General features: G+C 44.9%; 15 protein-coding genes. 5 read left to right on the top strand and 10 right to left on the bottom strand.

Annotation, left to right across the window (positions count from 1 at the left end; genetic code table 11):
• Positions 1-7: 7 nt before the first annotated feature.
• The 5 genes from nqrC to cmk form a co-directional block, all read right to left on the bottom strand.
• Positions 8-775, bottom strand: coding sequence for an NADH:ubiquinone reductase (Na(+)-transporting) subunit C (gene nqrC, locus GJQ68_RS05430; RefSeq protein ID WP_162416298.1), 768 nt, complete (start codon positions 773-775; stop codon positions 8-10).
• Entirely contained in the window at positions 762-1,964 is a 1,203-nt protein-coding gene (locus tag GJQ68_RS05425; protein ID WP_162416297.1) for an NADH:ubiquinone reductase (Na(+)-transporting) subunit B, read from the bottom strand. Before GJQ68_RS05425 ends, nqrC begins: the two co-directional genes overlap by 14 nt.
• A 4-nt stretch (positions 1,965-1,968) precedes the next feature.
• Positions 1,969-3,330, bottom strand: a complete 1,362-nt coding sequence (locus tag GJQ68_RS05420; protein ID WP_162416296.1) for a Na(+)-translocating NADH-quinone reductase subunit A — start codon at positions 3,328-3,330, stop codon at positions 1,969-1,971.
• Positions 3,331-3,459: 129 nt separating this feature from the next.
• A complete protein-coding gene (locus GJQ68_RS05415) occupies positions 3,460-4,362 on the bottom strand; it encodes a 4-hydroxy-3-methylbut-2-enyl diphosphate reductase (RefSeq protein WP_162416295.1) in 903 nt (300 codons plus the stop codon).
• Between the two features lie 4 nt (positions 4,363-4,366).
• Positions 4,367-5,044, bottom strand: a complete 678-nt coding sequence (gene cmk / locus GJQ68_RS05410; RefSeq protein ID WP_162416294.1) for a (d)CMP kinase — start codon at positions 5,042-5,044, stop codon at positions 4,367-4,369.
• Positions 5,045-5,199: 155 nt separating this feature from the next.
• Between cmk and ade the strand changes: the two genes are divergently transcribed.
• Positions 5,200-6,855 carry an adenine deaminase gene (ade, locus tag GJQ68_RS05405; protein ID WP_162416293.1) on the top strand — a complete coding sequence of 552 codons (1,656 nt, stop codon included), beginning with the start codon at positions 5,200-5,202 and terminating at the stop codon, positions 6,853-6,855.
• Positions 6,856-6,936: 81 nt separating this feature from the next.
• Positions 6,937-8,199, top strand: coding sequence for a sensor histidine kinase (locus tag GJQ68_RS05400; RefSeq protein WP_162416292.1), 1,263 nt, complete (start codon positions 6,937-6,939; stop codon positions 8,197-8,199).
• Between the two features lie 31 nt (positions 8,200-8,230).
• Here the strand turns inward: GJQ68_RS05400 and GJQ68_RS05395 are convergent, their stop codons facing one another.
• The 5 genes from GJQ68_RS05395 to GJQ68_RS05375 all read right to left on the bottom strand — a co-directional run bounded on the left by GJQ68_RS05395 (position 8,231) and on the right by GJQ68_RS05375 (position 13,886).
• Positions 8,231-9,307, bottom strand: a complete 1,077-nt coding sequence (locus GJQ68_RS05395; protein WP_162416291.1) for a DUF3810 domain-containing protein — start codon at positions 9,305-9,307, stop codon at positions 8,231-8,233.
• Between the two features lie 18 nt (positions 9,308-9,325).
• The gene (locus GJQ68_RS05390; protein WP_162416290.1) at positions 9,326-9,907 is read right to left on the bottom strand and encodes a NifU family protein; all 582 of its coding nucleotides are present in this window, start codon (positions 9,905-9,907) and stop codon (positions 9,326-9,328) included.
• A gap of 105 nt (positions 9,908-10,012) precedes the next feature.
• Positions 10,013-11,338, bottom strand: a complete 1,326-nt coding sequence (locus GJQ68_RS05385) for a dicarboxylate/amino acid:cation symporter (protein ID WP_162416289.1) — start codon at positions 11,336-11,338, stop codon at positions 10,013-10,015.
• 22 nt (positions 11,339-11,360) lie between these two features.
• The gene (aroC, locus tag GJQ68_RS05380; protein WP_162416288.1) at positions 11,361-12,437 is read right to left on the bottom strand and encodes a chorismate synthase; all 1,077 of its coding nucleotides are present in this window, start codon (positions 12,435-12,437) and stop codon (positions 11,361-11,363) included.
• Between the two features lie 3 nt (positions 12,438-12,440).
• Positions 12,441-13,886 (bottom strand): BatD family protein, encoded by a 1,446-nt coding sequence (locus GJQ68_RS05375; protein WP_162416287.1) that lies wholly within the window; start codon positions 13,884-13,886, stop codon positions 12,441-12,443.
• A 134-nt stretch (positions 13,887-14,020) separates the two neighbouring features.
• Between GJQ68_RS05375 and GJQ68_RS05370 the strand changes: the two genes are divergently transcribed.
• The 3 genes from GJQ68_RS05370 (at position 14,021) to GJQ68_RS05360 (ending at position 16,819) form a co-directional block, all read left to right on the top strand.
• Complete coding sequence (locus tag GJQ68_RS05370; RefSeq protein WP_162341119.1) at positions 14,021-14,212, top strand: hypothetical protein; 192 nt, start codon at positions 14,021-14,023, stop codon at positions 14,210-14,212.
• A gap of 131 nt (positions 14,213-14,343) precedes the next feature.
• The gene (locus GJQ68_RS05365; RefSeq protein ID WP_162341120.1) at positions 14,344-14,655 is read left to right on the top strand and encodes a hypothetical protein; all 312 of its coding nucleotides are present in this window, start codon (positions 14,344-14,346) and stop codon (positions 14,653-14,655) included.
• Between the two features lie 283 nt (positions 14,656-14,938).
• A complete protein-coding gene (locus GJQ68_RS05360) occupies positions 14,939-16,819 on the top strand; it encodes an ABC-F family ATP-binding cassette domain-containing protein (protein ID WP_162416286.1) in 1,881 nt (626 codons plus the stop codon).
• Positions 16,820-16,832: the final 13 nt, after the last annotated feature.

The raw sequence follows: 16,832 nt of genomic DNA, 5'->3' as shown, positions 1-16,832 counted from the left end.
GTTCAAATTAATTGGATGCCATTCTGGAAGAACCTTCTTTATTCTTTTCCATGTAAGCCTTGTAATGCTCCAGATAGCTTTTCAACATTCTATTTACCCCTTCAGCCGTAATGGTAGCTCCTGACAAGCCATCCACTTTATGCGGCTCTCCGGAATAGTCTTTACCTTCTCCTTTTTGCATCACTACCGATACCAACTCGCCACTTTCATCGTATATGGACTTTTCCTTGTATCGCTGCTGAACATCTGTGGAGGTAATTCTCGCACCTAGTCCCGGGGTTTCGCCGGCATGAGAAAAGGTAATCCCCTCAATGGTCTCCATATCCGTTTGTAAGGCCAGGTATCCCCAAATATTGTCCCATAGCCCGTTTCCATATACCGGAAAGATGTAAGAGGCGACAGCATCTTCGTTTCCTTCTTCCTGGAAAATAAATACAGGATACAACCGGTCTTCCGGTGCCTTCTTATAATTTTTTCCTACATCGATGGTTTCGGCAGTTACCTGCGCCCCATCTTGTTCTTCTACTTCTTCTCCTTCTATATTGACCACCTTCGAAGAAATTCGATTCTGGTAAAAGGTATTGATTTCCTCAGGCTTCATGGCATCAATTTCATCTGCCGCCATCACGGCGCCCAAAATTTGCTTTTTGGTGTCTAGTTCCTCAGCCTTTTTCTGTATGGGTTTCAATACCTCAGCGGTACCGGAAAGCAATAAACCCAAAACTACGGTCAGGATTATTGAAAATGTGATAATGTAAGCGTTAGACTGTTGCACGTTGTAACCTCCTTTTCTTGTTAGCTTTTACTACATAATGATCGATCAGCGGGGCGAATACGTTCATAAACAACACCGCAAGCATGATTCCTTCCGGATAGGCCGGATTTGTCACCCTTATAATGATCGTAAGTACACCGATCAGCAAGCCATAAACCCACTTCCCGGATTCCGTCTGAGCAGCCGAAACAGGATCTGTTGCCATAAATACAATTCCGAAGGCAATTCCTCCCATCACCAGGTGATAATGTGCTGGCATCGCCATAAATTCGTTTACCGCCAACAATTGCATGATGGCAGCCATGATATAGGCGCCGCCAAACGCGCTCAGCATGATTTTCCAACTAGCCACACCGGTAAACAGCAGAATCGCTGCCCCTAGTAGTACCATTAACGTGGAGGTTTCCCCGATGGAACCTGGAATAAATCCAAAAAACATGTTAGCAAAGCCAAACATATTATCCATGATTGCCGAATTATGACTGGCAAGATTGGAAGCGGCATCTACCCCTTCCTGGCCGGATTGATACGCAACGGAAAGGGCAGTAGCACCCGAAAATCCATCTACTGGTGTTTTGTCACCCAGGTAGGTCCAGACCTGATCTCCTGAAATCTGCGCAGGATAAGCAAAGTACAAAAAGGCCCTTGCTGTCATGGCCACGTTCAGGATATTCATTCCCGTTCCGCCAAAAACCTCCTTGGCAATTACGACTGCAAAAATGGTGGCAAGTGCCACCTGCCATAACGGTGTCGTAGCAGGAACCACCAGAGGAATCAACATTCCGGTCACCAAAAATCCTTCATTAATCGGGTGCTTCCGGACCACAGCAAAGACAGCCTCCACCAAGCCTCCGGCCGCATAGGCGACGATAACGATCGGCAATACCAGCGTCAGTCCCAGTATAAACTTATCTCCAAAGCTAGCCGCTTCCCCTACCGCAAGGTAGTGCATATGGCCGGTATTGTAAATACCGAATAACAAACAGGGAATCATGGCGATCACCACGGTGATCATCATCCGCTTCAAATCGATTGCGTCTTTCACCTGTGCGCCTCTGGGTGCTGTCGTATGCTTGGGAGAAAACAGAAATGTTTCTCCAGCCTCATACAAGTAGTAGAGGTTTTCTAATTTTCCTCCCTTTTGAAAAAGGGGCTTCTGCTTATCCAACAGGTCACGTAAAAACTTCATATGATTAACTAAATTGAATGAGTTCTATACCTTTTCTAACTATTTCCTGCACCGGGTGTTTGGAAACATCCACAAATTCACAAAGTGCCAGGTCTTCCTCAATTACCTCGTAGATTCCCAACTCCTCCATTTCATCAAAATCTTCTGCCATGATAGCTTTTAAAAGGTATACCGGATAGATATCCATTGGAGTCACACTCTCAAAAACACCTGTTTGGACGAAAGCTCGTTCTTCTCCTCTAACGTTGGAATCCAGAGCGTATTCCTTTTTTGGATACAAAAAGGACAGCAAACCGAGTGCCTTGTGGTAACTCAGTTTTTCCGTCGTAGGCTTCATCCACCCCAGAAATTCGTAATAATCTCCCTCTGGAATGGCGGTTAGCTGGTGATCATAAAATCCCAGGTACCCATCCCGTTTAATTTTCTCCCCAGTCAGCACGTTTCCAGATACCACCCTTACGTTATCCGAGTTCGTATTTCCAGCCACATAGCTATCCACGCAGCTTCCAATATAGGTTTGGGCGTAAACAGGGGTTTTTATCTCGGATCCGGTTAAGGCAATTAGCTTGGAGGCATCATAGTGACCGTTCGTAAACAATTTCCCGATTTGGACTACTCCATAAGGGTTTAGGGTCCAAATCGTTTCGCCTTTATTAATGGGAGCAATGTGATGAATTTGAACTCCTACGTTGCCCGCAGGATGAGGGCCGGAGAAATAATTGGTTTCCACCCCCTGAATGTTCGCCATTTCGGACGACTTAGATTCACCGGAGAGCCCCAGAAAGACGCCGCCCTTGGTAAGTTTCTTCAGCACGTTGATACCAGCCTGAAAATAGTTGGCCTGACCTTTCAGAAGGAAATCATAATCCGGAGCCAGTGGGTGGGTGTCAAAACAGGAAATAAAAATATTCTTGGGCTCGTCCTCCGGATCGGCTACAACACCGTAAGGGCGCTGAATAATTTGAGGCCACACTCCCGTAGCGGTCATGTGATCCACCAGCTTTTCCCGACTGGCAGCAGCAATATCAGCTTCGGTGAATTTTTCAAAATTCTCAAAATTAATTTCACTGTCAGCCAGGATTTTAATTTCCAACAATTTTCTTTTTTCTCCTCGCTTGATTTCAACAATCTCCCCGGAAACAGGTGCCACGTATTGCACTTTTTCCAATTTCTTATCAAATAAAATAGGAGAACCTGCCTTTACCGTATCACCTTCTTTGACGATGACCTTTGGCCGTCGCATTCCGATGAAGTCTGTAGGTTTGATGGCAAAGGTTTTGACAGGCTGAAAATCACCGATCTTATTTTCGGCTTTACCAACCAGGCGTATATCAAACCCTTTTTTAAGCTTGATTTGTTTTGACATATTTAATTTTTGAAACTATATGATCCTATGAAAAACGCCTCAAATCTAATAAATTACATTAGTTATTAGAAGCTAATTCCTTGTTTATTTATCAAATATTGAACGATCGCCCACCTCTTTTGCCTCTATTTATAATTCCGCTTCCACCGAGGGCGTATCCAGAAACAGAATGTGTTCCTTTACTTGCTCCATCAACCACATAGGGGTAGAAGTAGCCCCGCAAATGCCCACCTTATCTTCGGGCATGATCCAGTCAGGGTTTATATCTTGCTCGTTCTCGACAAAATAGCTCCTGGTATTTATCCCTTTGCAGACCTGGTACAGGGCCTTACCGTTCGAACTTTTTTTGCCGGAAACAAAGATGACGACATCATTGTCCTCCGAAAATTTTTGCAATTGTGGTTCCCGGTTAGAGACCTGCCTGCAAATGGAATCATTGGCATTAAAATCCAACTCTTCCATTTTTCCTTTGGCTTCTCGAATTCGCTCTTCAATTTTTTGCTTGAGCGCATAAAAGCCTTTGGTACTTTTGGTGGTTTGGCTGAATAATGTCACCGGCCTTGAAAAATCAATTTGTTCAAGGTCTTCATCATCCATCACCACGATGGCTTTTTCAAGGGTTTGGCCGGTGAGGCCAATGACCTCGGCATGCCCCTTTTTCCCGTAAATAACGATTTGCCCCTTCTGGTTTTGCATTTTATCGAAGGCGGTTTTTACCCGGTGCTGTAGCTTCAATACCACCGGACAGGAGGCATCGATTAATTCGATGTTGTTTTCAATGGCCATGCGATAGGTTTCCGGTGGCTCTCCATGGGCCCGGATCAGGACTTTACAATCGTGAAGACATCGTAAATCCTCCCTGTCAATCACCACCAGGCCTTTATTACTCAATCGTTTTACTTCCATATCATTATGGACGATATCCCCAAGACAATACAATTTCCGGTCGTCAACCATTTCATCTTCGGCCATCTTTATGGCGTATTCCACACCAAAACAATATCCTGAATTTTTATCTATCGTAACTTCCATAAACTTAATCCATTCTCTCCTTTGCCAGTTCCAGTATCCTCAAGACCTGCTCGTTAAAATCCAAATAGCTCGTATCCAACTCCACGGCATCTTCTGCTTTTTTTAAGGGACTTATCGACCTTCCGCTGTCCTGCTCATCTCTTGATTCCAGATTTTCCTGCACCTTATCCAAACTTACCCGCTGCCCTTTTTCCAATAACTCACGCTGCCTTCGCTCTGCCCGGATTAGGGTATCGGCTTTCATAAATATTTTCAACTCCGCATCCGGGAAAACAACGGTACCAATATCCCTGCCATCCATCACAATACCTTTATTACTTCCTAAACTTCGTTGCTTTTCTACCAAAGCAGCCCTTACCTGTGGAATCTTGCTAATCTCACTCACTTTTGCCGAAACTTCCATTCCGCGTGCTTCCCTCTCTACATTAACTCCATTCAGATAAACTTGTTGGGTTCCATCGGCCTCATTATGTCGGAATTCAATTTCCATTTCCCGGAGGCTTTGATCAATTTCCTCTGACTCAGAGGTGTCAATGTGATTTTCTAAAAAATAAAGGGTAACTGCCCTGTACATAGCCCCGGAATCCAAATACGTATAGCGCAACGCTTTAGCCACCGCCTTTGCTGTGGTACTCTTCCCACAACCGGAATAACCGTCAATGGCAATGATGATTTTTTTCATTAATAAAAAATGAATGGTACCTGCTTTCCTTTTCAGATGCAAATATAGTATATTTATGACTATTCTGGGCAGTAGACCTTATTTGTATTGGTTTTTTATTCCAATCTGGTGTACAAACCAACAGAAATAGTACTATTTAAACTTTTAACAGCGGAATGACGACAGCTTACAGCCTGAAGGGACAATTGGTGGATATTGAAAAGAAAGAAATTTATCCCGCAAAGATTGAGGTGAACAATGGCCGTATACAGGCTGTTGATCGCCTCTCTACGGCACCTCCCCACTACCTGCTTCCCGGTTTTATTGATGCCCATGTTCATATCGAATCCTCTTTGCTGGTCCCTGCGTCTTTTGCCCGACTTGCCGTGATCCACGGCACCGTCGCCACCGTCTCTGATCCCCATGAGATTGCCAATGTTTGCGGCATGGAGGGCATTGCCTTCATGATCGCCAACGGGGAAAAAACAGGGTTCAAGTTTTTCTTTGGAGCTCCTTCCTGCGTGCCTGCCACTCCCTTTGAAACTGCCGGAGATGCCATTTCTCCCAAACAAATTGAACAACTCTTTCAGCAAGGGAATATCCACTACCTTGCAGAAATGATGAATTGGCCCGGCGTATTGAAGGAGGATCCAGAAGTAATGGAAAAAATCCATCTTGCCCAACGCTATGGAAAGCCTGTAGATGGTCATGCCCCGGGGCTTACAGGCGAAAGTGCCGCCAAATACGCGGCCGCTGGAATTACCACCGATCATGAGTGCACGACATTTGAAGAAGGAAGGGACCGCATTCGAAACGGTATGAAGGTGGCCATTCGTGAAGGAAGTGCCGCCAGAAACTTCGATGCGTTGATTGACCTGATGGATGCATTTCCGGAACACCTCATGTTTTGTTCGGACGACAAACATCCCGACAGCTTACTCGAAGGGCATATCAATCAGTTGGTCGTCCGGGCAGTTTCCAGGGGCAAAGATCTTTTTGACGTACTCCGTGCCGCTTGCATCACGCCCGTACACCATTACGGACTCCCGGTGGGACTGCTTAAAGTGGGCGATCCTGCAGATTTTATACTGGTGGAAGATCTGGTTAGCTTTCAGGTGCTAGAAACCCACATCAACGGCCAATTAATGGCCAGGGAGGGAAAGACAAGAATCCCCCACCAGGATTGTCAGGCAGTAAACCGCTTCCAGGCTGATTTTCTTGACAAGGCATCATTTGAATTAAAACACCAGGGCGGGCCCGCCACCGTTATCAAAGCACTGGACAAGCAATTAACCACCCATAAAATAAGAGTGACCGTACCGGAAAACTCCGGAAGCGTAATTAGCAATACCGAAGAGGATATCCTAAAAATCGCGGTGATCAACCGGTATGAAAAAAACAGCCCCCCACAAGTGGCACTTATAAAAGGTTTCGGGCTGAAAAAAGGAGCCTTCGCTTCTTCGGTAGCACATGATTCCCATAACCTTATTGTGGTTGGCGTGAGTGACGAGGACATGAGTAGAGCAGCCAATCTGATTATTCGCTGCAAAGGAGGTCTTGCGGCAGTTAATGGTCCAGCAGAGGAAGTGCTGCCCTTAGAAGTGGGGGGACTGATGAGTAAGGCAGATGCCTTTGAGGTAGCCAGGCATTATACCCGTCTGGATAAAATGGTAAAGGCAATGGGATCCCGTCTACAATCCCCTTTTATGACCTTGAGCTTTATGGCTCTATTGGTTATTCCATCCATCAAGTTGAGTGACAAAGGACTTTTTGATGGTGAAACGTTTGAATTCATTCCGATATTTGGTAATCAGCAGCCCGGAAAATTTTAAAATGACAACCCTATTGTGAGCTTTTGGAATAAAATAAAAACCCGGGCCTCCCATTTTTTTTATTGGGAAAATAGCCCGGTCATGGAAAAACAGATTTTTAATTCCACCTTGGTCATCGTCTTCATTTTTATACTGGCCACGATGGCCTTTAATGCGATTATTGGCAATTGGTTTTTAATCGGAATTTCGTTTGTGGTTATCGTTGGACTGGCGGTCTGCTATTACCTGCTTAGAGAACGAAACCAGTTTAAATATGCCTACTATCTATTCGGCGGGGTTACCTATCCCGTATTGACCATTAACTTTTTCAATAATGATGGCATTGATGGTCCCACTTTCTATATTTTCATGTTATGCCACCTCATTATCCTCAGTATTTCTCCCATCCGGTCCTATTTTTTCTGGAGTGTGATCAATGGTTTGTTCTTCTTGCTGCTCTATTATCTTGGTACCTTCCACACGCAGTGGATCCCCAAATTATACGATAGCAACGGACTGATTTTTATTGATCATGCCATCACCTATATCGCCTGCCTGGCTGGAATTGGATTTCTGGTAGCCACCTTGAAACGGTTTTATAAATCTCAAAAAAACAAGGTCAAAGTAAAAAGCAATGAATTGGTCCGAATCAACCGCAGCCTGAGTAAAACCAGTTCTCAAAAGGATAAAATCATTACCATCATTTCCCATGACTTAAAAAATCCGCTCCAATCCATTATGCAGACACTGGAACTCATCAATAAGGGAGATTTACCGCCCGAAGAAATGGATTTTTTGCACGAAGAACTGCTTAAAATAACGACCCGGACTTACAATATGATGGAAAATATATTGGATTGGTCCTCTTTTGAATTAAAAAATCAAGCGATCCGGGTAAAGGAAATAAAACTAAAGGACCTCTTCGAGGACACATTGGAAATCCTAAAGGTAATTGCCAAACAAAAATCCATTTCGCTGGCAGTCCATTACCGCAAAAATCCGATGGTAAAGATTGAAACGGACCGTTTGCTATTGATCCTTAGAAATCTGGTCCAGAATGCCATTAAATTTACTGCTACCGGAGGACAGGTAAGTATCGAAATTACTGGCCAGAAAGAATTGATCATCATTTCCATACAGGATAATGGTATTGGAATTTCTCAGGAACGCCTCAGAAAAATATTTGAGCAGGACATCAAATCCACTTACGGCACTGAGCAAGAAAAAGGAACAGGAATGGGGTTACACCTGTGCTTCCAAAATGCAAAGAGACTGGGGGGAAGTCTGGAGGTAGTCAGCAAAGAGGGAAGCGGATCCAATTTCACCTTGACCATACCCAATGGACTGAATTCAGCTTCTACCTAAAAACAGGTCATTTTCCACTGTAAAAAGGGCTTCATATATCGACTTGCCCTAATCTCCAAGCCCTGGCGAGCATGGGAAGCTGAGCATAACTTTTTATGCCGGCTTTTACTCCTTGAGATTTGAGGTAAAAATCATTCGATTTCCTGCTCAATTCAAGAAAATAGGGCCTTATCTCCAGGTTGCTCTGTTGAATCTCCCGAATATCCTGCCGGATTGCAATGGGAAGTTGACCAACGAATTGTTGGTAGGATTCCGGATCCATTCGGTACAAATCGTTTAGCTGGTACCGGAAAAGTTTAAGTGACCCAATATAGCGCAAATAGTAGTCTTCGCTGCTGGCACAGACCAGCCAACCCATAAAGTTAGCTTCTCCTTCATCGGTAATTCCAAATCCATGGGCAAGTTCATGGGCCAGGGTAAAGGTTTTTTCCAGGGGATGCAAGCTGGGGTCCAGGTATCCTTCGCCGGTAAACGGAAAGTAAATTCCAAAAATCCCCATGCGCCTCAAGGTTCCAGCCGGATATAAAGGCTTCACGGAAGGGCTTCCAACCCAGGAGTACCTGATCTTTTCCAGGGTCTCCTGCATCTCTTCTCTAAGTTGGCTTTCCAGCGCTTCAAAGTCTCGCAAATATACCAGGGGCAGGGAATCAAGTTGCAGTTCCGCTCGCTGTGCCAACAAGTCCGCCTCGGTCAAACGCATTTCTTCCAGCAACTGTTCGCGGCCCATCGGTTCCGAACGAAGCCCCAGGTGCCAGTAAAGTGGCAACCGGTAATAATTAAATCCCCATAGAAATAAAAACAAAAAAATCGCCCAGCCACCAAAATTCAGTAGCCCTCTAAAAATGAAAAAGGTCTTTTTTCTACTTCCTCTATTTTTACGTAACAGTGCCTTAACAAAATAAAACAATGCCAGTAGCAACCCAGCGAAAACGAGGTAAATAGCTGGAAAAGGCAGTTTTCCCAGTGAATGGTCCAGTATTCCACGTACTAGGGGAAACAGGCCTTTGGCGTACCAGCTTTCCGTAAATTGCGGAAATGCTTCGGAGATCAACCGTAACAAAATAGCCAGGAATCCTAAAATCCCACCAATCCACTTTCCAAAGACCATCTATTGGATATGAAAGCCTTAGACCCCTTCTGCTTCTACGGCCTTCACTTCAGGCAGCATACCGGTCAAAAGATTTTCTATTCCCGCCTTCAAGGTAACGGTACTGGAGGGACAACCGGAACAAGCTCCCTGAAGCAGCACCTTGACAATCCCGTCCTGAAAACTGTGAAACACAATGGCTCCCCCGTCTTGTTCTACAGCGGGGCGGATATATTCATCTAGAATTCCTTTGATTTTCTTGACGGTCTCGCTATCATTCTCATCAAAAAGAGGATCCACATCCAGGTCTCTGGCAATAACCGACTGCCCGGTCTCCAGGAATCCCTTGATTTGATTACGGATATGATCCTGAATGTTTTCCCAAAGAATGTCGCTTTTCTTGGTCACGGTGACAAAGTTGGCAGCAATAAACACCCTTTCTACAGCGGCAAAATTGAACAATTCCTTAGCGAGAGGAGACTTTTCAGCACTTGCTTCATCTGGAAAATCAAAACTAACTCCATCCTCAACAAGCATGAAATTCACGACAAATTTTAAGGAGTTGGGGTTTGGATTAGCCTCTAAATAAAGATGAACAGGCTTTTTTTGTGCTTCCAGCATGGTATTTATTAATTTACATTAAATATTTCATTTCTAAGCAACTGTAAAACGCCCGGAATGCAATGATGGTTCGGTAAATAGGCAATTCGTTTATGAAAAATCTACTCAGGAGGCTGTAAGTGGATTGGACTTTCGGATCAGTCCCTCCGGCAGTTCGCCCTCAGTAGACGCCACCACGGTACAAACCATGGCATCCCCGGTCACATTCACAATGGTTCGGAACATGTCCAGAATCCGATCCGGTGCCAAAATCAAGGCAATTCCTGCGGCAGGAACGCCGATGGATTCCAATACAATGATCAACATGATGATCCCTGCACCCGGTACTCCCGCAGTGCCTATGGAAGCCAGGGTAGCAGTCATTACTATTAATAATTGCTGACTCAAGCTCAGATCCATCCCCAACGCCTGGGCAATAAAAACAGCGGCCACTCCTTGGTACAAACTGGTCCCGTCCATATTGATGGTGGCTCCCAACGGCAAGACGAAGCTGCTTACTTCTTCCGAAACGCCTATTTCTTCTTCTACCTGTTTCATGGTCACGGGCAGGGTGGCGGAACTAGAACTGGTCGTAAACGCTAATAACTGGGCTGGCCGGATGGCTTTGAAAAAGTCCTGGTACCTGACTTTGGTAAATGATTTCAATATCAACGGATACGTTACCAATGTCATAAATGCCAAGCCCCCCAAAACAACCAAACTGTATTTTAGCAAAGCGAGCAGCAACTCCAGCGCCGAACTGGGATTGTCGCCTGTGATCTCCACAATCAGCGAAGCCATGAGTGCAAATACCCCATAGGGGGCTAAAATCATGATAAATCCTACGATTTTGATGATTACATCATTCAACCCATCAAAAAAGGCGATGACCGGCTCGGCTTTACTTTTGGGTATTTGTATCAGAGCAATGCCTACAATGATGGCGAAAAACACTACCTGCAGCATGCTCGCATTTTCGGTGGTTGCCTGAAAAACGTTTTCCGGCACCATGTCCACCAATGGCTGTAAAGGACTTTGCTGCTTGAGTTCTTCAGCCTGCATGGATTTAGTATCCGCCGTTTCAGTATAGAGGCTCATCAGGTTGTCCCGGGTCTCCACCGGCAAGCTTTTTCCGGGGCTAAAAATATTCACCACTAACAAGCCTACGGATACTGACAATGCCGTGGTAAAAATATAGGTCAGAATGGTTTTTCCACCAATTCTACTCAATTTGGAAATATCCCCCAGATTGGAAACACCTACAATCAATGAAGCAAGCACCAAGGGTACGGCTATCATCTTAAGCCCGTTGATAAAGATGGTACCTACTGGCTTGATGTAATTAAGGGTAAAATCCGGAGATATGCCAAGTTTTACTACGGCTAAACCTACGATAAGACCCAAAACCAATCCGATGATGATCTGGGTGTGAAGGGGTATTTTTTTTTTCATGTTTGGTTAGTGGTTGAAGTGGTTATAGTTTGCTTGAGCGGTTCAATAGCAGGTAATCGGCCAGGACAAGTGCGCACATGGCTTCCACAATGGGCACGGCACGGGGTACCACACAGGGGTCGTGACGCCCTTTTCCGGAAACAACAGCAGGCTCACCCTTCGTATCAATGCTCTCCTGATCCTGCATGATGGTCGCTACCGGCTTAAAGGCTACTCTGAAATAAATGGCCTCTCCATTGGATATTCCTCCCTGAATTCCTCCGGAGTGGTTGGTCCTGGTTTTTATTTTTTCACCTTCCTTGTAAAAGGCATCGTTATGCTCGGATCCTTTCATGCTCACCCCCTCGAAGCCACTTCCGTATTCGAAACCTTTGACGGCATTGATACTAAGCATGGCATGCCCCAACGCGGCATGCAACCGATCAAAAACAGGTTCTCCAAGTCCTACGGGAACTCCCTGGGCGACACAACTCACCACCCCTCCGATGGTATCCCTATTTTTTCTGGTTTCATCGATCAGGTCGATCATTCGCTCGGCCGCCTCAGCATCCGGACACCGCACTATGTTTGCTTCTGTCTGGCTAAAGTCCAGCTCCTTGTACGTTTTTTCCAGCCGTTCGTGTCCTGCCTGACTCACATAAGCATTGATCGAAACCCCAAATTCCCGCAACATTAATTTTGCGATGGCCCCTGCGGCCACTCTCGCAGCCGTCTCCCTGGCACTGCTTCTTCCTCCTCCCCGGTAATCCCGGACACCAAATTTTTCGTGATAGGTAAAATCTGCATGGGAAGGCCTGAACTTGTCCGCAATGTGCGAATAATCTTTGCTTTTCTGGTCGGTATTATAGATAACGACGGCAATGGGCGTACCCGTGCTTTTTCCTTCAAACACGCCTGACAGGATTTCAAACCCGTCTTCCTCCTTTCTCTGAGTGGTGATTTTGGATTGCCCGGGTTTTCTTCGCTGCAACTCCTGCAGGATGAACGCTTCATCGACAGCTACTCCAGCGGGACAACCATCAACAATCACTCCTAACCCTTTACCGTGTGACTCCCCGAAGGTGGTGATGGTGAAAACATTACCAAATGTATTGCGCATGAATTATTTTTTCTTAAACATCAAAAACCCTAATAAAAGCACTGCCAGCAACAGCAAGCCATTTATCAGTGCGGAAAAATAATATTTATATCCCTGGTTTAAAAGCTTATTGTCTTCTACTTCGATCAGATCGTATAATCCTCCCAGGCGGGAAGAGGATATGGCCTGATTGATCTTGCTCTCCCCGGTTACCCGGACCATCGCCTGAGGCACCAAGGTATCGTATTGGGCCAACTGCGGATTAAAATAAATCCACTCAAAATGATCTTTTAGCGCTACTTCCTCCTGCTCATTTAAGGTGATAAAATAGCCAAACTCCTTCATCCCGGTTACCTTTCCTCTGCCCCGGTTTATTTGTACCTGCTCATTGGGGTCAAACGTATTCAGCTTTTGCCGACGTCTGAGCCGGGGCGGTCGAATGGAACTGATATTTCCTTCTCCTATAATGGTAAAATCATAGGTAAAACCTTCTCCTGTCTGTACCTCTTTTTGCTCAAAACTTTCCCTCAATCGATAATTACCAACACTCACTTCATTTTTTAAGGGATGCGGGGGCAGGGCATTTACCTGGATGGACTTGGGTTGAGAATAGAAGGTTTTGAAATCCTGCAGGCGATTGCTGCCAAAAAAGCTCGGGTTTTTGGCGATACGGTATTTGATCATCTCCCAGCCCACAGAGGGAAAATCCACCGACCCGGCGTTAAACGGAAAAAAACTGGCTTCATACACTTTGTATTTCGTCCACTGCTTTCCTCCAAACTCCACCCTTTCAGGCTGAATACTGGTAATATTAAAATTTTCCTCCCAGGCATTTCCAGGCTTGATTTCATTGATGATCCGCTCTAGCTGCTTTCCCGGTTCGTGAAAATTAAAGGGTGCCTGATTGCTTTCTGACATGTAAAATGCCAAACTTACATTGAACCCTTCTCCTACGTAAACCTCTTCTTTGTCGACAGAAAGGGAGAAGAAAGCATCGTCTTCAACCTCCACATACTCCGGCTCCTCAGAGTTATTGCCTCCGAAGAGATCATCAAAAGGATCCAGCGCACGGTTATTCCGGGCACTGGCGCGGGCATCCACTACGGAAATGGTCTTTCCTGGAGAGGAAACACTTTCTTCATTCACCGTTAAGGTGAAATTTGGTAAGGTAAATTGTCCCTTCCGAAGGGGCTTGTAATATTGGATAATACTATTCGTGCTGCTCATTTGTCCGTTTACAATGTTCATGGACGAACTTTGCGACACACCCTGCTTCTGGAATCCCGAAATGTCGGGCAATTGATCATAGGATCGGATTTTTTCGCCGGAAACCGTTACTTTAATGGTAAAGGTTTCATTCAGTGCGACTTCACTTTCTCCCAATTCTATGCGGATATCTTGCGCCCCAGCCGTCAATGAAAAAAGGAACGCAAGGGATACGAAAAGAACGTGGTTAATCGTTGAGAACATAGAAGATGCTTGTAGTGCTTTTATTTATAACTGCAAATAAACAAGTATATTTTATACGTAACAAATCTAATTTTAAACCGTATACCGTAAATAAATCAATCTTTTTGCCAAACCTAATTAAAATAACATGAACCATGATGGAATATGTTAAAACTATTTTATTAAAGGTAAGTTTTGACAGCAAACTCTTCGAGAAAGAGTTGCGAAAGGGCCTGAATCTATTGGTTCCAGCCGAGCTGGAAGAGTTCAGGAAATGGTGTTACAAGACATTTTCCAAACTATACGAGCCGATTTTAAACAAGTATTTTATAAAATTGGCCGGTTAATCCAACCTCTATCAGCCCCAATAGCATTGGGGCTTTATTTTTGTCTAATGAGCCAAGTTTATTTCTAGAAGCATTTTTCTTCTGCTTTATGCAGAAATTTGGCTACTTTTAGGATTATTAACAAAAATACCATGGAAAGGAAACGTTCAGGATTTGATGAAATCGAAAAAATGCTTCAGGAAGTTGGAAGCAAAATCGAGATTTTGATAGAAAAAGGAACCAAGGCTACCGGAGAGGCGAGCGAAGAAATTGAGAAAAAAATTCAGGAACTCCGCGGAAAAAAGGAAAAACTGGAAAAGGAACTCAACGAAAAAAAAGCCTCGTTTGAAGAAAAATACCAGGGAAAAAAAGGAAACGCGCAGCCCTTTCTGGATGAATCCCTCGCACACTTCAAACAAAGCATCCGATCCCTTGTAAAGGCCATCAATGAATTTTTAAAGTAATTCCCTTTCCAGGATTAAAAAAACCAGCGTTTACTTTATAATTGCTCCTCTTAAAGCAGAAACCACACTGCACCCAAAACAGCTCCCTCAATAAACAAGAAGAAAGGATTTCAATTTCGGCAGGTGAATGCGGTCCGAAAAGTATCCTGTCAATGGTCTCCAGGCACACGCAAAGGAATTTGGTAGGGAAATTAAACGCCCTATTTCCCTAATTTTGGTGCGCCTTCATTCCCATCCTTTCTCAACGATTGAATAATCAAAAATACGGTTGTAATTTTACACTATGAATTACCTTTCAGTAGAAAATTTAAGTAAATCATTTGGCGAGCGGGTTTTATTTACCCGCATTTCCTTTGGTCTGGAACGCGGTCAAAAGACGGCGCTGGTTGGCATAAATGGGGCGGGAAAGTCCACCCTGATGAAAATAATCATGGGAGAGGATATTCCGGATGAGGGGCAAGTGGTGATAAATCAGGAGGCCAAGATCGCTTATGTACACCAAAATCCGGTTTTCTCCGGAGATAAAACCATTTATCAGACGGTGTTTGACGATCCGGATAACGAGATCATCCAGGTAATTCAGGAATACCAAAAAGTGCTTTTGGATGCTGAGCACGACGGACAGGGAAAACTCCAGCCCATGCTGGAGAAAATGGATCGCCTGCAAGCCTGGGACTTCGAATACCAAATCAACGAGGTACTGGGCAAATTAGGGCTACACGATACGGACATCCCCGTTTCAGCTCTTAGCGGAGGGCAAAGAAAACGGGTAGCACTAGCGCGAGCCATATTGAATTTTCCGGACCTGCTGCTACTGGATGAACCTACCAATCACCTGGACCTTGAAACCATCGAATGGCTGGAAGAATACCTGTCCAAGTCCAATCTCTCCTTGCTGATGGTTACCCACGACCGGTACTTCCTGGACCGGGTTACCAATCAAATTTTGGAACTGGAGCAGGGCAATCTCTACCGCTATGCCGGAAACTACGGCTATTTTTTGGAGAAAAAAGCAGAAAGAAAAGCCAACCAGGCCACCGAACAGGAGAAGGCAAAAAGCCTGTATAAAAAAGAACTGGATTGGATCCGGCGCCAACCCAAAGCTAGAGGGACCAAGGCCAAATACCGGGTGGATGCCTTTGAAGAAACCAAAGACAAAGCATTTCGCCCTTCGGAAGAGCGGGATATTAGCCTGGAAGTTACTTCCAGAAGGCTGGGTAAAAAAATAGTGGAACTAGAGAAAATCCATAAATCGTATGGAGACCTGACACTAGTCGATGACTTCAGCTATATTTTCAAAAAGGGAGATAAAATTGGGATCGTTGGCCCCAATGGAGCCGGCAAGACCACCTTCCTGAATATGCTGACGGGTATGAATACCCCGGATAAAGGCGAAGTTACGATCGGACAAACCACCGCCTTTGGCTATTACAGGCAGGAGGAGAACAGCTTTGACGAGGAAAAGCGACTCTTAGATTGCGTAAAAGAAGTTGCCGAAGTGGTCACCGTGGCTGGGGGAAGTACCATCACGATCAGCCAATTTCTCAACCAATTTGGTTTTCCGCCAAAACAGCAGCACACTCCCATATCCAAACTCAGCGGTGGGGAAAGACGGCGGCTTCAGTTGCTAATGGTGCTGGTGAAAAGCCCCAATTTTCTGATTCTGGATGAACCGACCAACGATCTGGACATTGTCACACTCAATACGCTGGAAGATTTTCTGGAAAATTTTCCGGGATGCCTGGTCATCGTTTCTCATGACAGGTATTTTATGGATCGACTGGTAGACCACCTGTTTGTCTTCGAAGGACAGGGTCAAATAAGCGATTTTCCTGGAAACTACACCGATTACAGGGAAAGCTTAAAGGTAAAAAAGGCAGCCCCCAGCAAAAAGCCGGTGGCAAAAGCAGCGAAAGCCACCGAAGCTCCCGCCAGCAGCTCCAACAAAGCAAGCTATAAAGACAAAAAGGAATTTGAATCCATAGAATTGGATTTAAAGAAGCTCCACTCCCAGAAAAAAGCACTGGTAGATAAAATGGCTAAAGGTACAGATGATCACCAACTGCTGACCGACTGGTCTCAGGAAATAGAACAAATCGATAAGAAAGCTGAAGCACTGGAAATGCGCTGGCTCGAATTAAGCGAGTTGGATGGAATAGGATGAAATTACTGTTATT

This window comes from Cyclobacterium roseum, assembly GCF_010119225.1.
Classification (GTDB): Bacteria; Bacteroidota; Bacteroidia; order Cytophagales; family Cyclobacteriaceae; genus Cyclobacterium; species Cyclobacterium roseum.
This window is presented reverse-complemented; position numbering and strand designations above follow the sequence as displayed.

Coding starts and splice junctions, on each gene's coding strand:
- GJQ68_RS05370 (WP_162341119.1), top strand. CDS start 14,021: ATGATGGAATATGTTAAAACTATTTTATTAAAGGTAAGTTTTGACAGC.
- GJQ68_RS05360 (WP_162416286.1), top strand. CDS start 14,939: ATGAATTACCTTTCAGTAGAAAATTTAAGTAAATCATTTGGCGAGCGG.
- GJQ68_RS05385 (WP_162416289.1), bottom strand. CDS start 11,338: ATGAAAAAAAAAATACCCCTTCACACCCAGATCATCATCGGATTGGTT.
- cmk (WP_162416294.1), bottom strand. CDS start 5,044: ATGAAAAAAATCATCATTGCCATTGACGGTTATTCCGGTTGTGGGAAG.
- GJQ68_RS05400 (WP_162416292.1), top strand. CDS start 6,937: ATGGAAAAACAGATTTTTAATTCCACCTTGGTCATCGTCTTCATTTTT.
- GJQ68_RS05425 (WP_162416297.1), bottom strand. CDS start 1,964: ATGAAGTTTTTACGTGACCTGTTGGATAAGCAGAAGCCCCTTTTTCAA.
- GJQ68_RS05420 (WP_162416296.1), bottom strand. CDS start 3,330: ATGTCAAAACAAATCAAGCTTAAAAAAGGGTTTGATATACGCCTGGTT.
- GJQ68_RS05365 (WP_162341120.1), top strand. CDS start 14,344: ATGGAAAGGAAACGTTCAGGATTTGATGAAATCGAAAAAATGCTTCAG.
- aroC (WP_162416288.1), bottom strand. CDS start 12,437: ATGCGCAATACATTTGGTAATGTTTTCACCATCACCACCTTCGGGGAG.
- ade (WP_162416293.1), top strand. CDS start 5,200: ATGACGACAGCTTACAGCCTGAAGGGACAATTGGTGGATATTGAAAAG.
- GJQ68_RS05375 (WP_162416287.1), bottom strand. CDS start 13,886: ATGTTCTCAACGATTAACCACGTTCTTTTCGTATCCCTTGCGTTCCTT.
- GJQ68_RS05395 (WP_162416291.1), bottom strand. CDS start 9,307: ATGGTCTTTGGAAAGTGGATTGGTGGGATTTTAGGATTCCTGGCTATT.
- GJQ68_RS05415 (WP_162416295.1), bottom strand. CDS start 4,362: ATGGAAGTTACGATAGATAAAAATTCAGGATATTGTTTTGGTGTGGAA.
- GJQ68_RS05390 (WP_162416290.1), bottom strand. CDS start 9,907: ATGCTGGAAGCACAAAAAAAGCCTGTTCATCTTTATTTAGAGGCTAAT.